General features: G+C 60.9%; 15 protein-coding genes. 5 read left to right on the top strand and 10 right to left on the bottom strand.

The features are described 5' to 3' along the window. Positions 1-24: 24 nt before the first annotated feature. From rlmD to ACK4OE_RS08405, 3 genes are all read right to left on the bottom strand, one after another. Entirely contained in the window at positions 25-1,485 is a 1,461-nt protein-coding gene (rlmD, locus tag ACK4OE_RS08395) for a 23S rRNA (uracil(1939)-C(5))-methyltransferase RlmD (protein WP_409884274.1), read from the bottom strand. A 58-nt stretch (positions 1,486-1,543) separates the two neighbouring features. After that, the gene (locus ACK4OE_RS08400) at positions 1,544-1,840 is read right to left on the bottom strand and encodes a hypothetical protein (RefSeq protein WP_409884275.1); all 297 of its coding nucleotides are present in this window, start codon (positions 1,838-1,840) and stop codon (positions 1,544-1,546) included. Between the two features lie 113 nt (positions 1,841-1,953). Continuing rightward, positions 1,954-2,427: an Lrp/AsnC ligand binding domain-containing protein gene (locus ACK4OE_RS08405; RefSeq protein WP_409884277.1), complete on the bottom strand. Its 474-nt coding sequence runs from the start codon at positions 2,425-2,427 to the stop codon at positions 1,954-1,956. A 106-nt stretch (positions 2,428-2,533) separates the two neighbouring features. On the opposite strand from ACK4OE_RS08405, the gene putA reads away from it, so the two are divergent. After that, positions 2,534-6,292 (top strand): trifunctional transcriptional regulator/proline dehydrogenase/L-glutamate gamma-semialdehyde dehydrogenase, encoded by a 3,759-nt coding sequence (gene putA / locus ACK4OE_RS08410; protein ID WP_409884278.1) that lies wholly within the window; start codon positions 2,534-2,536, stop codon positions 6,290-6,292. A gap of 102 nt (positions 6,293-6,394) precedes the next feature. On the opposite strand, the gene ACK4OE_RS08415 is transcribed toward putA, so the two are convergent. The 4 genes from ACK4OE_RS08415 to ACK4OE_RS08430 all read right to left on the bottom strand — a co-directional run bounded on the left by ACK4OE_RS08415 (position 6,395) and on the right by ACK4OE_RS08430 (position 10,022). Next, positions 6,395-7,465, bottom strand: a complete 1,071-nt coding sequence (locus tag ACK4OE_RS08415; protein WP_409884280.1) for a DUF6352 family protein — start codon at positions 7,463-7,465, stop codon at positions 6,395-6,397. Positions 7,466-7,799: 334 nt separating this feature from the next. Beyond that, entirely contained in the window at positions 7,800-8,624 is an 825-nt protein-coding gene (locus ACK4OE_RS08420; protein ID WP_409884281.1) for a dienelactone hydrolase family protein, read from the bottom strand. Further along, positions 8,621-8,800 carry a hypothetical protein gene (locus tag ACK4OE_RS08425; protein WP_409884282.1) on the bottom strand — a complete coding sequence of 60 codons (180 nt, stop codon included), beginning with the start codon at positions 8,798-8,800 and terminating at the stop codon, positions 8,621-8,623. The genes ACK4OE_RS08420 and ACK4OE_RS08425 overlap by 4 nt, the downstream gene beginning before the upstream one ends. Positions 8,801-8,828: 28 nt before the next feature. Continuing rightward, positions 8,829-10,022, bottom strand: coding sequence for a hypothetical protein (locus ACK4OE_RS08430; RefSeq protein WP_409884283.1), 1,194 nt, complete (start codon positions 10,020-10,022; stop codon positions 8,829-8,831). Positions 10,023-10,078: 56 nt separating this feature from the next. On the opposite strand from ACK4OE_RS08430, the gene ACK4OE_RS08435 reads away from it, so the two are divergent. Continuing rightward, positions 10,079-10,486: a helix-turn-helix domain-containing protein gene (locus tag ACK4OE_RS08435; protein ID WP_409884284.1), complete on the top strand. Its 408-nt coding sequence runs from the start codon at positions 10,079-10,081 to the stop codon at positions 10,484-10,486. 17 nt (positions 10,487-10,503) lie between these two features. Here ACK4OE_RS08435 and ACK4OE_RS08440 read toward each other — a convergent pair whose 3' ends face one another. From ACK4OE_RS08440 to ACK4OE_RS08450, 3 genes are read right to left on the bottom strand one after another with little or no spacing between them, the layout of a single operon-like run. Beyond that, positions 10,504-10,947: a hypothetical protein gene (locus ACK4OE_RS08440; protein WP_409884285.1), complete on the bottom strand. Its 444-nt coding sequence runs from the start codon at positions 10,945-10,947 to the stop codon at positions 10,504-10,506. Then, positions 10,944-11,681, bottom strand: coding sequence for a hypothetical protein (locus ACK4OE_RS08445; RefSeq protein WP_409884286.1), 738 nt, complete (start codon positions 11,679-11,681; stop codon positions 10,944-10,946). The genes ACK4OE_RS08440 and ACK4OE_RS08445 overlap by 4 nt, the downstream gene beginning before the upstream one ends. Before the next feature lies 1 nt (position 11,682). Continuing rightward, the gene (locus tag ACK4OE_RS08450; protein WP_409884287.1) at positions 11,683-12,195 is read right to left on the bottom strand and encodes a hypothetical protein; all 513 of its coding nucleotides are present in this window, start codon (positions 12,193-12,195) and stop codon (positions 11,683-11,685) included. A gap of 226 nt (positions 12,196-12,421) precedes the next feature. On the opposite strand from ACK4OE_RS08450, the gene ACK4OE_RS08455 reads away from it, so the two are divergent. From ACK4OE_RS08455 to ACK4OE_RS08465, 3 genes are read left to right on the top strand one after another with little or no spacing between them, the layout of a single operon-like run. After that, a complete protein-coding gene (locus ACK4OE_RS08455) occupies positions 12,422-13,276 on the top strand; it encodes a DUF4007 family protein (RefSeq protein WP_409884289.1) in 855 nt (284 codons plus the stop codon). Then, entirely contained in the window at positions 13,269-16,598 is a 3,330-nt protein-coding gene (locus ACK4OE_RS08460) for an ATP-binding protein (protein WP_409884290.1), read from the top strand. The genes ACK4OE_RS08455 and ACK4OE_RS08460 overlap by 8 nt, the downstream gene beginning before the upstream one ends. Then, entirely contained in the window at positions 16,591-17,433 is an 843-nt protein-coding gene (locus ACK4OE_RS08465; RefSeq protein WP_409884292.1) for a phosphoadenosine phosphosulfate reductase family protein, read from the top strand. The genes ACK4OE_RS08460 and ACK4OE_RS08465 overlap by 8 nt, the downstream gene beginning before the upstream one ends. Positions 17,434-17,457 lie beyond the last annotated feature (24 nt).

Consider the following 17,457-nt stretch of genomic DNA (forward strand, 5'->3'; position numbering starts at 1 on the left):
TGAGTGCCCCCAACAACGCGTTCTTCAGACCCGATCAAACACCGCCATGCTCTCCACATGCGCGGTGTGCGGAAACATATTCACCATGCCCGCTGCCGTGCATTGATAGCCTGCCAGATGCACCAGCAGCCCAGCGTCTCGCGCCAGAGTGGCCGGGTTGCAGCTGACGTAGACGATGCGTTTGGGCGGCGTCCACCCTTCGGCACCCGCAGGCAAAGGCCCAGCGCCCTCTGCACCGATACGGGCCTGCTCGATGTCTGCCAGCGCCTTGGCCAAGGCGAATGCTCCTTCGCGCGGTGGGTCCACCAACCACTTGTCGGCCGATCCGTCGGCCACCAGCATTTCGGGCGTCATATCGAACAAGTTGCGCGCTACAAAATTCGTAGCTGCCAGCGCTTTATGGTCCTGCGCTATAGCCTGATTTAATGCATAGTTTTCGCGCGAACGGGCCACCAAGGCTTCGCTACCCTCAATGCCCAGAACCTCGCGCGCCTGCGTCGCCAGCGGCAGCGTGAAGTTGCCCAGGCCGCAGAACCAGTCGATCACACGCTCATGGGGCTGCACATCCAGCAGGCGCAGCGCACGCGACACCAGCACGCGGTTGATGTGCGGATTGACCTGCGTGAAGTCGGTGGGCTTGAACGGCATGGTGATGCCGAAGTCTGGCAGCGCATACGACAGCAGCTCGCCGCCTTCGTCCAGCAGCTTGACGGTGTCGGGGCCCTTGGGCTGCAGCCACCATTGCACGTGGTGCTCGGCTGCAAAGGCGCGCAACCGGGCGATGTCGTCCGCGCTCAGCGGCTCCAGGTGGCGCAGGACCAGCGCGGTCACGTTGTCGCCGCAGGCCAGCTCGATCTGGGGGCAGGTGTCGCGCGCATCCATGCCGGCAATCAGCGCGCGCAGGGGCATCAGCATGGCGTCGACATGGGGGGGCAGCACGGGGCATTGCTGCATGTCGGCCACATAGCGGCTCTTGCGTTCATGAAAGCCGATCAGCACCTGGCCCTTTTTGATCACATGCCGCACTGACAGGCGGGCGCGATAACGGTAGCCCCAGGACGGCCCCTCGATGGGGCGCAGCATGGTCTGGGCTTTGACCTTGCCCAGGTGCCAGAGGTTGTCTTCCAGCACGCGCTGCTTGACGGCAACCTGGGCGCCCACGTGCAGATGCTGCATCTTGCAGCCGCCGCAGGCACCGGCATGCAGGCCAAAGTGCGGGCAGCCGGGGCGCACGCGCTGCGACGATTCGCGATGAATCGCTAGCAGGCTGGCTTGTTCCCAGTTGTTCTTCTTGCGGTGGGTGTTGGCGGTGACCAGCTCGAAGGGCAGCGCGCCTTCGATGAAGATGACCTTGCCGTCGGGTTTGCGGGCAACGCCCTGCGCATCAAGGTTCATCGACTGGACTTGCAGCCAGCCTTCAGGGAAATCGGATGCGCCTTGTTCAGACGGTTCAAACGAGGGGGATAGTTCTTTTGGTTCGCTCATCCCCCAATTGTCTCAGGCCCGAGGCCGCCTTGACCTGGGGCTGGACGGCATCAAACGCTCAGCTGCGGTCTGCGCGGGCGGGGCGCCCACCCTGCATGGCGCGTTGTGCAGAGGCCAGCGGCAGTTTGTTGATGGTGAGATCACAGCCGTGGTTGTCGGGTGAGAACACCAGCGTAGAGCCGGGCGCCACCAAGGGCAGCGTTTCATGGATCTGGCGGGACATGTCGATCGGCGGCTCAGGGGCGCGGTAAACAAGGTCCTTGTCAGGGCCGTAAACCAGGTAGCACGAGGCGGCAGCCGACTGGCTGAAAAGGGTCGCCACGAGGGCAACGGCAGCGTATGGCAAGGCAGTCATGGGTCTTCTCCTCAATCGGGCAAATCTGCAGCCGATTATGCGGGCTTATGCCGCACGAGCCAATGCGGCTGTGGCTTTCAGGCCGCTTTGGGGTGCCAATGCCACCTCTGCAGTCAACGCACCACCAAGTGATTGGTGTGCTTGACCTCTTCCATCACTGCGTAGGTGCGCGTCTCACGCACGCCGGGCAACTGCCACAGCACATTGCCCGCAAACAGGCGGTAGGCGTTCATGTCGGCCGAGCGGGTTTTGAGCAGGTAGTCGAACCCGCCCGCCACCATGTGGCATTCCATGATCTCGGGGTGCACCTGCACAGCGGCTTTGAACTGGTCGAACACATTGGGCGTGGTGCGGTCGAGCAGAACCTCCACAAACACCAGCATGCCTGCGCCCAGCTTCAGCGGGTTGAGGCGGGCCTCGTAGCCCAGGATGAAGCCATCGCGCGTCAGGCGTTGCACGCGCGCCAGCACCGCCGTGGGCGACAGGGCTACCGCCTCGGCCAGCTTGAGGTTGGCAATGCGGCCGTCCTCCTGCAGGATTGACAGAATCTTGCGGTCGATGCGATCCAGATCGGATTCTGTTTGCATTGGGGTTAGCGATTTATTCGGATTGATTGTCGATTTTCGACCATTTATTCACCACAAGTCCAAGGATCATCGCTGTCAGTAAGCCAAACCTTCGAAAGACACCGCCATGACGCAGCCCAACGCCTTGTCCTCTGCCCCGTTCGCTGACTTCGCCCCCCGCACCCCGCTGAATAACCCGCTGCGCGCCGCCATCACCGCTGCCACCCGCCGCCCGGAGCCCGAAGCCCTGGCCCCGCTGCTGGCCCAGGCCCGCCTTCCTGCCGATCAAGCAGCATCGGCCGAACAACTGGCCCTGCGCATTGCCAAGGCACTGCGCGAACGCAAGGCCAGCGCCGGGCGCGCGGGCATCGTGCAGGGGCTGCTGCAAGAGTTTTCGCTGTCGTCGCAAGAGGGCGTGGCGCTGATGTGTCTGGCCGAGGCGCTGCTGCGCATCCCCGACAAGGCCACGCGGGATGCGCTGATCCGCGACAAGATCAGCCACGGCCAGTGGGATGCCCACCTGGGCAAGAGCCCGTCACTGTTCGTCAACGCCGCCACCTGGGGCCTGCTCATCACCGGCAAGCTGGTGGCCACGCACAGCGAAGGCAGCCTGGGTAACTCGCTCAGCCGCCTGATCGGCAAAGGCGGCGAGCCCCTGATCCGCAAGGGCGTGGACATGGCCATGCGCATGATGGGCGAGCAGTTTGTGACCGGCGAAACCATCGACGAAGCCCTGCGCAACGCCCGCACGATGGAAGCCGAGGGCTTTCGCTATTCGTACGACATGCTGGGCGAAGCTGCACTGACCAGCGAAGATGCCAAGCGCTATTACGCCTCGTACGAGCAGGCCATCCACGCGATTGGCAAGGCCTCTGCCGGGCGCGGCATCTACGAAGGGCCGGGCATCTCCATCAAGCTCTCGGCCCTGCACCCGCGCTACAGCCGCGTACAGTTTGGCCGCGTGATGGACGAGCTGTACCCGCTGGTGTTGCGCCTGACCGCGCTGGCCCAGCAGTACGACATTGGCCTGAACATCGACGCCGAAGAAACCGACCGCCTGGAGCTGTCGCTGGACCTGCTGGAGCGCCTGTGCCACGAGCCCACCCTTGCGGGCTGGAACGGCATTGGCTTCGTCATCCAGGCCTACCAAAAGCGCTGCCCCTTCGTCATCGACTACGTGGTCGACCTGGCCCGCCGCAGCCAGCGCCGGCTGATGGTGCGCCTGGTCAAGGGCGCGTACTGGGACAGCGAAATCAAGCGCGCCCAAGTCGATGGCCTGGAGGACTACCCTGTCTACACCCGCAAGGTGCACACCGACATTTCGTACATCGCCTGCGCCAAGAAGCTGCTGGCCGCGCCCGAGGCCGTGTACCCCCAGTTCGCCACGCACAACGCCGAAACGGTGGCCACCATCTACCAACTGGCGGGCAGCAACTACTACGCGGGGCAATACGAGTTCCAGTGCCTGCACGGCATGGGCGAGCCGCTGTATGAGCAGGTGGTGGGCATCATCACCGCCGGTAAATTGGGCCGCCCCTGCCGCATCTACGCCCCCGTGGGCACGCACGAAACCCTGCTGGCCTACCTGGTGCGCCGCCTGCTGGAGAACGGTGCCAACACCTCGTTCGTGAACCGCATTGCCGACGAAACGATTGCACTCGATGAACTGGTGCGCAGCCCCGTGTTGGTAGTGGACCAGCAAGCCGCTTTGGAAGGCACCGCCGGACTGCCCCACCCCCGCATTGCCACGCCGCAGGGCCTGTATGGCGCCCACCGCACCAACTCGCGCGGGCTGGATCTGTCGAACGAAAACACGCTCACAGAACTGGCCGCCACGCTGCAAGCCACGGCGGCCCATGCCTGGACAGCGGCCCCTCTGCTGGGCGCCGATGCCCCCGCAGGCCCCACCCAGCCTGTGCGCAACCCTGCCGACCACGGCGACGTGGTGGGCCAGGTGCAAGAGGCCACCACCGCCGATGTGGACCATGCCCTGGCCCACGCACAGGCAGCCGCAGCCCCCTGGGCTGCCACACCGCCCGCTGAGCGCGCAGCGGCCCTGCTGCGCACCGCCGACTTGCTGGAAGCGCGCATCCAGCCCCTGCTGGGCTTGCTGATGCGCGAAGCGGGCAAAAGCGCCAGCAACGCTGTGGCCGAGGTGCGCGAGGCCGTGGACTTCCTGCGCTACTACGCGGCCCAGGTGCAAAGCACCTTCGACAACGCCACCCACATCTCGCTGGGCCCGGTGGCCTGCATCAGCCCCTGGAACTTCCCGCTAGCCATCTTCATGGGCCAGGTCGCCGCCGCACTGGCCGCAGGCAACCCCGTGCTGGCCAAGCCAGCAGAGCAAACCCCGCTGATCGCTGCCGAGGCCGTGCGCCTGCTGTGGCAGGCCGGTGTGCCCCGCGCCGCCGTGCAGTTGCTGCCCGGCCAGGGCGAGACCGTGGGCGCACGTTTGATTGGCGATGCGCGCGTGATGGGCGTGATGTTCACCGGCTCCACCGAAGTCGCCCGCATCCTGCAGCGCACCGTGGCCGGTCGGCTCGATGCCGCAGGCCGCCCCATTCCGCTGATTGCCGAAACCGGCGGGCAGAACGCGATGATCGTGGACTCGTCCGCGCTGGTGGAACAGGTGGTGGGCGATGCCGTGTCGTCCGCCTTTGACAGCGCAGGCCAGCGCTGCTCGGCCCTGCGCGTGTTGTGCGTGCAGGAAGACGCTGCCGACCGCGTGGTGGAGATGCTGCAAGGTGCCATGGGTGAACTGCGCGTGGGCAACCCTGGCGAGTTACGCGTGGACGTGGGCCCGGTGATCGACGCCGAGGCGCAGGCAGGCATTACCCAGCACATCGAAAAGTTCAAGGCCCAAGGCCACCGCGTGTTCCAGCACCCGAATCACGTTTCTGCAGTCAGCGCACCGGGCACCTTTGTGCCCCCCACACTCGTCGAGCTGAACCACATCGGCGAGCTGCAACGCGAAGTCTTCGGCCCCGTGCTGCACTTGGTGCGCTACGCCCGCAATGACCTCGACCAACTGCTCGACCAGATCAATGCCACCGGCTACGGACTGACCCAGGGCGTGCACACCCGCATCGACGAAACCATTGCCCGCGTGGTCAACCGTGCCCACGCCGGCAACGTGTACGTGAACCGCAACATGGTCGGCGCCGTGGTGGGCGTGCAGCCCTTTGGCGGTGAAGGCCTGTCGGGCACCGGGCCGAAAGCAGGCGGGCCGCTGTACCTGCTGCGTTTGCTCTCGCAGCGCCCGGCCGATGCGCTCGCCCGCACCTTTGCCGACGCCGACCGCGCCACGCCGCCCGAGGAAGCTGGGCGCGAACGCCTGCTGGCGCCGCTCACCACCCTGCAGCAATGGGCACAGAGCCAAGGCAACGCAGCGCTTGCCAGCACCTGCCAGCGATTTGCCCAGCAAACCCAAAGCGGTACCGCCCGCACCCTGCCCGGCCCCACGGGCGAGCGCAATGTCTACACCTTGGCTCCACGTGCCCGCGTGCTGTGCGTAGCGCAAGGTGTGAACGACCTGCTGGTGCAGACAGCTGCCGTGCTCGCCAGCGGCGGCACCGCCCTGTGGCCCAACGCCCAGGCCCACCTGCGCACGCCATTGCCCACGCTGGTGCAAGCGCAGATCCTGCTGCAGGACAACACGCTGAACGACGGCACGCTGGAGCTGGATGCCGTGCTACACCACGGCGACGCCCCCTCACTGCAGGCAGTGTGCACCGCCCTCGCCCGCCGCGCCGGGCCCATCGTGGGCGTGACCGCGCTGCAGCCCGACGCCACAGACATTCCGCTGGAGCGTCTGATCATCGAGCGCGCCCTCAGCGTGAACACGGCGGCGGCCGGGGGCAATGCGAGCCTGATGACAATTGGCTGACTGCCGGATACGGGGCTGCTATCAGCCACGGAGGGAATATGAATGAAATTGGCCGCTAGCGCTTACTGGCAAAGCGCTAGCAGCTATATATTCAGTAGCATCTCAAGACTGGGATGCCAACGGCAGGTTGAGCAGCAGGTTCTGCGGCTTGATGCGCAGCACCCCATCCGCCGTGGTAGCCAGCCCCAGATACACCGGCTTGCCAGCCACGTCGGCGCGCATCTCGGCCGGGCTGGCAAAGGTCAGCATGAACAGGCTCACCAGCCGCGCCATGCGCTCGGCATCCACAGGGCGGTCCTGGTACAGATCGTTCAGGATGGCGGTGGACTCCACATCCAGCCCCACATGCCAGCGCCACGCGCTGTCGGTGATCTGGTGTGCGGGCTCTATCGACACCTGCACGCCCAGAAAATGCAGCACCCAACGCTCCAGCACCCGCGCCAGCGCCTTCAGCCCCGAGCGAGCACGAGTCATCTTGAAGGTCAGGCCGTGGCTCAGGTCCTGCGTCAGCTCATGGGTCAGGTCCAGCAGAAAGCGGTACCGACCGCTGTCTTGCCAGTACTGCGCCGCGTTGTCGGCGCCCAGCACCTGCATGTCGATGCGCGGCTGCAGCGTGCCACTTTCCAGCAGCAACCGCCCCACGTCGCCGAGGCCCGCGGTTTCATTCAGCATGTCCAGCGTGCCACGGTCGCCCGCCAGCATTTGCCCGTCTTGCAGGGCAAGGCGCTGCGGCCGGAAAAACATTTCGGCAGCACGTGCTTGCACCGCGTCATTGCAGTCTTCAAGCAAATTGCGCAGCATTGCCTGCACCATCGCATCGATGAACACGACCGGGATCGTAATGGCGCCACCCCGCATGAGCTGCAGGTAATAGGCCTCCAGCGTGCCCGCACCCAGCAAGCCATCGCGAAACCGCAGGAACACAGCGTAGTTCTCGCGGGCGTCGTCGTCCTGCACAGCAACAAGCTCTTGTGCTGCCACCACCCGCGCGGGCTGAGCGGCCAAGGATTCATGCAGCGCGATCTCTGCGGCACATGACTCGGGCACCAGCGCCAGTTCAGGCCGGTCCAGTATCACTTGCAGATAGGCATCGGTCGGCACGAGCCAGCCGCGTGCGTTGCGCGCCAATGCATGAAAGCCGCAGTGGGGCCAGAAGTCGGTGGCGAGGGTCATAGGTCTCTGGTGCGCATCAGTGGCGAGAGCAGGTTCATTCCCACTCAATTGTCAACCGGAACGAAAGCTTGGACTTCTTCGTTCCGTGTTGCACCAATTGAGATAGAACGAGTGATTCGTCCAAGGTCGTCCATACCGTCAGCTTTACCGTCATAGTTTTTTGTCGATTTGGATGTAGTCCAGAAAAACCCAACGGCACCCTGCCCCGTCCGAACATACAGCAAATTTGACGGCATTTGGTTGTTCATTGAACTTCCATGGATTTGAGTACGTCCGCAACCACGGCATCGCTTTGCGTGGCATTCCCCCTACAGCCGTGCGAACTTGCGCCGGGTCATTGCGCTTTGGGCAAATGTCTCTCAACAAAATCCAGAATGTCGCTCCGCGTAATGTCCGTGAACTTGTTGCTGCTACAGATGGGGAACGGGTTGTATTTGTTGAGCGCCCGAGTGCACACGTTGTCTTCCGCCCGACGACCGACACCTCGGGTTGGCGAGTCCCATGCGTGCGTAGCGCCCTCAAAGTTTGTCCACTTCTCGACGCCCTTGAATACTTTGTCCACGTTGCACTGAGACAGCGGTGTGGCCGTGTCGGCAGTTCCGGTGAAAGCGATCACAGGTCCCACATAGTTGCCCAGCGGAGGAGCGTCTTCGCGATCTGTACTGCCGCTGGGTGAACGACCAAAAATGGACTCTTTCACATAGCAGTTGGGGTACAGCGAAACACCCCCAGCCAGAAGCGACTTCACTTCGCCACTCAGGTTGTGGTTTGTGAATGCGCGCAGCACCGTCCACCCGCCTTGGCTGTCGCCAATCACGAACGTCTTCTTGGGATCAGCACCTTCGGATCGCGTGAACCGAGCAGCGGCGATCAGATCGAGCACACGCATGTTGGCACCGAAGCGGGTCCAACTGAGCCAGTTTTCAGTGCGCCCCCGCGACCAGTACGAATCGAGAATCAGAATGTTGGCGTCGAGATTGCGCTTAGCCCACACAGCGGTGTCTAAATTGCCGGGTGCCACACCATGACCACCATGAACGATGATGATGGTGGGACGCTCGAACACTCGACCATTCTGTGCTGTCCAGCTAGAGAACAGCATGCCCTTACCGTCATAAGAGGGAACGTTGGCTGCAAACAAGTTGAGCCCGTTGTTCACCAGTGGCCGCTCCATGTTCCAGCCATGGACGATGCCGGTGGGTGCTGCACGGTGATAGGCGGCTGGTACTTTTCAACAGGGATCACATCGTCATTTGCATGGCTGGTCATTGAAGCCACGCCGATAGCCATCACGGCGACTAGGCGAGAAAGAGCCTTGAGAAATCGTCTGGTCATGAGAATGCTCTTTTTGTTGTGTGATCCATCAGGGAAGCTGCAGAGGCCGTGAGTCCACAGGCATCCCATAGCGATCAAGCTCCTTTGCGCTTATCGCGGACATTGCGTCACCCTGACAGCGCAAATCCGCAATGCGCTTGCCACTCTGCTCCACCACAACTCCCTTGCGTCCATTTTCACCGTCAGCGGCATAAACGACATAGCGATAGTTACCCTTGTCGAAGGACAGGAAGTTCACTGCCGTACTGTCTTGAACGACCTGTGAGCCACGTTGGAAAGCTGAAGCCGCACCAGTTCCAGCGCTCGGATACTCCATCTCCACTGCGCCTTCCAGCGGTGCTATCCGGTATGTCAACTGCTCATTGCCACCAGCGCGGCCAGTACACACCGAGGCGCGCTTCTTGCCGGTGGAGCACGCAAAGATCGGGGTCTCAGCAGCCGTGCATAGGTGCGGCACGGTCACAGCCGGAGCAACAGCTGTCACGTTGGCTGGCGGAGTGACCGGCGCTGCAGCGGGTGCCGTATTTGCAGGCGCTGGTACAGCTGCAGCTGGCGAAGGCTGGGCGACTGGTGAAACCTCTGCTGGAGTTGGCTCCGATGGCTTTGCCTCGGCCGCTGGTGGAACTTCACCAGCAATCTTGGCAATCTCCGCTTCGCTCTTGTCGAACACCCGGAGCATCGCCAGATCGTGGAACAACCCCATGAACGCCAAGTGCCCCGTGAGCTTGACCAGTATCTCTTTGCCGTCTTCGGTACGCTGGACGGTGTAGGTCACATTGCCCTTGACCGTATTGCCATCCAACGCGGCGCCTTGAGGCTCATACGTGCCGCGCAGGTGATTGAGCATCCGTTGATCTGCGGGGATCGCGTCTTGCGGCATCACAGCCATAAGGACCGCTGAGCAGGTCTTCTTCCCTGTCGATTCGTCGCTGCGAGCGGTAGTGATGGACTCCACGTTGACTTTGGTGTTCTTGCTCGTGATCTGCACACTGCGCTGACGCTCAGGGCTCATGCTGGCATGCTCTTTGTCAAAGCTCTGCTGGTAAATCTGCTGCACCAGCGATACCGTGGCCGGATCAGCGCAGGACGGTGTTTTGTCACCGCATGCAGCCAGCAAAACCATGGACGTTGCCGCCAAAGTCACGGCGGTAGTTCTTTTGGGATTCATTTTTTCTTCCTGTTGGTTGTAAAAATTTGTGCCTCTCAAGGAACATTCTGGCATGCAATGTTCCTTATAAGACGTTTCCTCAGCAGGCACATTTCGAGAGCCTGTGGAGCATGTCACGGACTGCTCCACAGAAACAAAGCACTGCCAGCGAGACGCTGGTTCAGCGCCGCCGCAAGGTGCGACTCATACCGAATGCCATCACGTTGGCGGTCGGTCAGAACCTGCGGCACTTCCGTGAGCAAAGCGGGATGACGCAGTTGGAATTGGCAATGAGTGCCGAGGTGGAGCGCACTCGGGTGTCCAAACTGGAGTTGGGTCTGGTGAATCCGAGTGTTTTGACGCTGGCCACCATCTGCCACGTGCTGGACATCACCCTGGCCGACTTGTTCGGCGGCATTCGGCTGGCACATCCACCCACGACTGAGGGCGGGACCCTGCGCCGGGCCAATCAAGCTGTGCTCGATAAGAAGCCTGCAGCCAAGCGCGCCAAAGTACCGGGTAAAGCTGCCGCCAAGTAGCCTCTGGTCAGCTCGCTTCAGCTGCTCACAACCACTGTCAGTCGCAGCTTGTCTACCAAAGTCGGGGCAGGCGCTGCCGCAAACCACAGTTCAGAACAAGCTGCCACCGCACTATGGAACGCGCTGGATACCGCCCTGCACTGATCCAGATGCAAGCCGGAGCCGCCGCGTAGCACCACGATGACGGTCGATGGTGGTGAAACCTGCTTTGCGGTGGCCGTGATGCCGTCGTGGAGCATGGTTTGCAGGTCGCAGTGATGGCCGGTAACGACATGGCTCCATGTGGACCGCCCCCAACGCGCCATTACCGCGCTCAGATCGCCCCAGTCCAATGCTGGCATCGCGTCTGGCTCTGTCGCCGCCCACAGATCGTCAAGAACCCATTCCGAGTACACGACCGAAGGAGTTGGCATGCACACCAGAGCCAGCTTCTGCAAACATTCGCGCCGGTTCACTGTCATGACGTTCTCCGCACACGTATGGCTGCGAGCAACCGCACTGCCTCGGGTTGCCAAGACTCAGACTCATGCATCCAGATGATCAACTTCTGCTTGGGCTCTTTGTGCCAGCCAGGCTTGGCACGTCGGCTACCGGGACCGGCATCTGGCAAACGCAGCCGTGCGTTATGGGCGTGGAAACATGGTTCTGCGCCACCACTGTCCAGTAGCAGGATGCGCTGCGGAAAGTGACTTTGACCGACCTCCAATCCCTCCACACCTACCGCGAGAGCCCAGTGCTTGGTACGGTGATGCTTTACCGAGGCAAATGCAATGGCAACCAGATCACCCTGCATGAGCCATTTGACGGCGGGGGCATCCACGTCGTGCTCAATGCAGTAGCGCGCGGTCAGTTCGAGTGGCAGGCCGAGGCGATTTACTTCATCCGCCCAATCTTTGGGATTGATGCCAGTGAAGTAGTACGGGGACATTGCGGTCCACACTGCGGCGGCTACACCATGCTTGCGCCGTGACATGTCGTGCAGTGCTGACGCCTTGGCAAGTCCAAGAATCACAAGCAGCATCGCCAGCATGTGAGTCCCGCAAGATGCGTCCAGTACCGATTGCTGCATGAAAACCGGCACCGGCTCTTCGCGCTTTTGTTGAACGGTGAGTGCATAGCCTGTCTGCAGCGCCGCGTGGACGCGCTGGAACGTATAAGACGGCTCAGCGCGCTTCGATGAGACGGCTTTGGACATATCAATACTCATCTGGACGAAGCAGCGTCGTGAAGCTCCTATCGGCTTCAGAGATGATCCAGAGCGTTGGCAGTGACGAACGCTTGTCTCTGGGCGTTGCAGCCAGTCGCTCTGCATCGACAAGCCGATAGCAACTCAGAATCCGCAACTCGAATAGCGTGAGCTCGAGTAAGCGCGCTATCGAATCAAGATTCGTGGCAACACGTGATCCAGCTACTGGTGAAGGTCGTCTGATTTTCTCAAAGCAACCTGCCAGTACGGCAGGGGCTTTTGGCATCGACAACTCAACTTGATTTCCGTCTCCGTCTCTCCCCAGAAAGTTGGGAAGGTCGCCGGCGAAGACCGGCATTTTTTTGTAACCGAGTTCGCGCCAGCACATTTGCTCAACGTTACGACTGGCCGAGATCAATTCTTCACCTTTTAGCAACGAGGGCAGCAAAGAACCGAGACGAAGCAACAGCACGCTCATGCCATAACGATGGAGCGAGACATTCACCAAATTCGCAGCACGCATTGCAATAAAACAATAAATAGTTATATTATAATTGTTTTATATAATATTTTAGCATAACAAAAAGCGCGACGTACGGAAATTGTTTGACAACTGTATAAATTTACATATATTTATACAAACAAGCGAACTGGTGGACTCCACCAGTTACACTCAATCGATGAGAACGACTGCCAACTTTGCGAGCTCTGTGCATTTTTCAGGACATGAGACTTTTCCGCTTCGACAGATGTGGCTGAAGAAAGCTTTCGATCAATCCGTTGGAGGGCTCGTATCAAAAAGTACGTTCACTGACGAGAACGCGATTGCCTCGTTCGGGGTGGGCAAAAACATGGTTGCGTCAATTCGTCACTGGGCAATAGCCTGTGATGTGCTACGCGACTCTGAGACCGATGCACGCGCTTTTAAAGTCTCCCCGATCGCGGAGTTAGTCTTCGCAGACGACGGGTTAGACCCATATGCAGAGCACCCCTCAACAGCGTGGCATGCACATTGGTGGCTCGCAGGCAAAGGTCATAGAGCCACCACATGGCGATGGCTTTTCAATAACGTGACCGCCCCAACCTTCACGCGCCAAGAGCTCGAGGGCCCTCTAGAGGATTTCGCACGAAAGCTCGACCCCAAGCGTCGCATCTCGGTCTCAACGCTCTCGCGCGACTTGGAGACCTGCCTCCGCAGCTACGCCCCGCGTTTTGCAGGCGGTTCTCCTGAAGATCTTGCCGAACCACTGCTTGGAGAGCTTGGCCTACTGCAGGAGGTCCACAAAGGCCAATATGCTTTCCGCCGAGGGCCCAAGGTCACGCTGCACGACGGCCTTTTCGCCTATGCACTTCTCGACTACTGGGACAGCGCGGCAGAAGGTCTGAGCTCCATGGCTTTCGAGACCATCGCCTATGGCGATGGCTCGCCGGGCCGCGTGTTCAAGCTCGACGAAAATTCGGTGGCAGAGCGGCTGATGGGCCTTGCCGACCTCACGGACGGCTTCCTTTCTTGGACCGACACAGCTGGCCTGCGCCAAGTCCACAAGAAACTCGGTGACTCTGAAGAGACGCGCCGAGACATGATTCGAAGAGCCTATGACTGACAACAAAGGCCAAGTGCTATCGGACTTCGTCCGAATCTCGCGCCACTACCAACGCTCAATCCGCGTGGACGCGGATTTGGGCCGCCTTGACGCCTTTGCAGGCTACATCTGCCACTCGACCGCCACCTCCATCTTGGAGAACATGGCTCGGCAGATAACGGAGACTAATCAACGCTCGTTCACCTGGACTGGCCCTTTTGGTGGCGGAAAGTCGTCCCTTGCCGTGGCTATCGCGAGCGCGCTGCATCCCGAAAAGAATCTTAGAGCCCACGCCCGCACTGCACTAAAGCTGGGTTCGATGTCCGCCTTCGACAAAGCATTCCCCGTCCGGAAGGGGTGGCTGTTGGTTCCAGTCGTGGGTAAGCGTGGAAGCGTTGTCGCCGAGCTCAACGCAGCGCTACGAAAAGCGAAGGGCAAAGGCACGGATAACCGCAAGGTGTCTCCGACCAACTTGATCAATGAGCTGGTTCAAACCGCAGAGGATCGCTCGCAAGATGGCGTGCTTATCATCCTCGACGAAATGGGAAAGTTCCTAGAGGCTTCGGCGCTCGGGCACGGTGATGACGTCTATTTTTTCCAAGAGCTCGCGGAAGCTGCGGCCCGCGCCAATGGCAAGCTTGTCGTCATCGGCGTGCTGCACCAATCCTTCGCCCAATACGGCGCGCGGCTAGGCACCGATACCCGCGACGAGTGGACCAAGGTCCAGGGGCGTTACATCGACTTGCCTTTTGTCGCCGCCAGCGACGAGGTTGTGGAACTCATTGGCCGAGCCATCGAGGCCGAGCGCAGCCCTGAATGGATGCTCGACGCGTCCAACACAATTGCTGATTCCATCCGCTCGCGCCGTCCTGCTGTCGGTGCAAAGTTTGCCGACGCGCTGGCGACTTGCTGGCCGCTACATCCGGCCATGGCCGCGCTGCTTGGACCAATCTCTAAGCGACAGTTTGGGCAAAACGAACGAAGCACTTTCGGATTTCTGGCATCGGTGGAACCCCATGGCTTTCATTCTTACCTGCAAGCTACGCCGATCAAGTCCGCTACTTGGTATCGCCCGGACAACTACTGGGACTATCTGCGCTCAAACCTGGAGCCTGCGATCCTCGCCTCGCCCGACGGACATCGTTGGTCGCAAGCGGTTGAAGCCATCGAGCGCACCGAAGCAAAGACTGGCAATCCGTTACTGGTCGAATTGATCAAGAACATCGCTGTCATCGATTTGTTCCGCAACGGCTCGGGCCTGGCTGCCGACTTGGCGGTCTTGGGCGCGATCTTTTACAAAGTACCCTTAACAGAAATCGAGAAGGGGCTCGAAGAGCTTGCACGCATGCGCGTAGCCCTCTTCAAGAAGCACATTGGTGCTTGGTCCGTTTTTGAGGGCAGCGACTTCGACATCGACGCGGCTATCGCAAAGGCGTTGGCCGCCTCGCCTGGCGTCGATTACAACCACCTCGCCCAACTCATGGGTCTGCACCCGGTAGTGGCTAAGCGCCACTATCACGAGACCGGCACGATGCGCTGGATGAACCTTTCGCTGAGCAAGCTCGACGAAGCCGAACGCATGGCGGAGAAGTACACACCATCAAAGGGAGAGTTTGGCCTATTCGCCCTCGCCCTACCCGGACGAGGCGTGGGCACCAAGTCTGCTCATCGTAGAGCCGACGATGCCTCCCGGCTCGCCCCATGGCCTGTGTTGGTTGGCATCCCACGCAACCATGCTCGCATTGAGGAGCTTGGCGCAGAACTGATGGCCCTTGAAGCGGTCAAAGAACGGCACGAGTTGCAAGGCGATGCCGTCGCACGCCGCGAAGTCCATGCGCGCTTAGCGGCAGTCAAAGCGAACCTCGAAGAGCAGCTTCAAGCCGCAGTGACTGACGCGCAGTGGTTTAACGGAAGCGAAGAGTCTATCGAAGTCGGTGCGCGACTCTCCCCCATCGCATCCGACCTCGCTGACGAGATCTATAGAAGCTCGCCGCTGGTCTGGAGTGAATTGGTCAATCGCGACAGTGTATCGAGCAACAGCGTTAAGGCGCGCCGCGATCTGCTGCACCGCATGCTTTCGCACGAGAGGGCCGAGCATCTTGGCATTGAAGGATTCCCCGCTGAGCGCGGTCTTTACGAGACGTTGTTGCGCAGCACCGGCTTGCACCGCGAAGTCAGTGAGGGCCAATGGCGCTTCGTGCCTCCCGACTCGGACAGCGAAACACGCTTTGCCGACATCTGGAAAGCGACTCGCGACATGTTCGTGGACTCGTCGTCCCGGGTGAAAGCCTCCGACATCCTTGAGCGCTGGTCAGCTCCGCCCTTTGGCGTAAAGGCGGGTATTCAGTCTGTCATCCTCGTCGCCTTCCTCCTCGCGCATCAATCCAATGTCGCTGTCTACAAAGACGGGATGTTCATTCCGCGACTGACCGATGCCGACATTGATGAATACCTGCAAGACGCCAGCCGCTTCTCGCTGCGTTGGGTTGTGATCGATGAGGAGAGGGCCCGCATTCTGAGTGGTATCGCCAACATACTGGCCGAAGCGGGACACGCCGCCGAGGCGCGCGACCCCCTTGAGGCGGCGCGCGGCCTTGTTGCGCTCGTTTTCAACCTACCGCTGTGGGCCCAGCGGACTCATAAGCTTAGCGAAGGTGCCCGATCCATTCGAGACACGTTGCTCAAAGCGAGCGACCCCCACAAAGTCTTGTTTGTCGATCTAGTAGCTTTGCTCGACACCAATAATGGCGACGCGTATGTGGAGGCCTTGCGCAGCCCCATTGCCGAATTAGCGGGCGCATACGAGGCCATGCTGAGAAGCATTGATTCGGCCATGCTCGAAGCCCTAGACGCACCGCCATCCCAGCTCGACCGACTGCGAGCACGCGCCGAGGCCGTTGCCGGCATCACTGGTGACCTCCGCCAAGACTCGTTCGCGACCCGCTTGGCCAAGCATGACGGCAGCATCCAGAGCATTGAGGGCATCCTGAGCTTAGCGGCCAACAAGCCGCCACGCGATTGGACTGACCGAGACATCGATGCGGCGACGCTCGAGATTTCCAAGGTCGCCTTGCGATTCAGGCAAGCCGAAGCATTTGTATCGGTCAAGGGCCGCAAGCCCAACAGCGAGGCCTTTGCAGTGGTCATCGGCGCTGGCACTGGCGCCAAGATGATTTCGCGCTCGTTCGACATCACCGACCGACACCGCCAGGCCGTGGAATCAAAGGCTGACGAGATCGCATCCCAACTCAGGAAGCAAGGCTTAGGAACCGATGTGCTGCTCGCCATTCTGGCCAAGGCGGGCATGCGGCTGACAGCCGACGAGGAGGAAAACCATGGCTGATCGCCACGTTCTCGGAATCTCAGGCGGCAAAGACAGCGCGGCGCTTGCCGTGCACATGCGGCAAGCCCACCCCGAGCTCGACATCGAGTATTTCTTCACCGACACGGGCGAAGAGCTGCCTGAGGTGTATGAGTTCTTGGGCCGCCTCGAGGGCTACCTCGGCAAGTCCATTGAGCGCCTCAACCCTCGGCGCGACTTTGACTTCTGGCTGCGCGAATACAACCACTTTTTGCCCTCGCCTCAAACACGCTGGTGCACCCGAAAGCTCAAGCTGACGCCGTTTGAACAATGGGTGCGGCCCATGATCGCGGGCGGCGACAGGGTCACGTCTTATGTGGCCATCCGAGCTGATGAGGACTATCGTGAGGGCTACTCGTCCAAACAAGATGGCCTGAGCGTCTCTCTGCCCTTCCGAACCGCTGGCATCGACAAAGCTGGCGTGATGGACATCCTTGAATCATCCGGGGTGGGCTACCCGAAGTATTACGAGTGGCGCTCGCGAAGCGGCTGCACGTTCTGCTTTTTCCAGCAGAAGATCGAATGGGTCCGCCTCAAAGAACGCCACCCCGACAAGTTCGAAGAGGCCAAGGCGCTGGAAAAAGATGCCTTGGAGCACGGCTCTCCGTTCACCTGGTCCTCTGGCGAGTCGCTGTCCGAGCTGGAGCAACCCGAGCGGGTCGCCCAAATCGTTGCTGACTTTGATAAGCGCAGGGAGCGCGCCCGCGCGGTGATTCCGATCAATCCGCTTCGCCCTGTCCGCTCATGCCCTGAAGACATCGACGATGTCTATGGCGAAGACGAAGGCAACGGGTCTTGCGTGATCTGCCACAAGTAATCTAAGGCCCGTGGCGGCCCAGCA

It is taken from the genome of Acidovorax sp. (assembly GCF_046314175.1).
Taxonomy (GTDB): Bacteria; Pseudomonadota; Gammaproteobacteria; order Burkholderiales; family Burkholderiaceae_C; genus Acidovorax.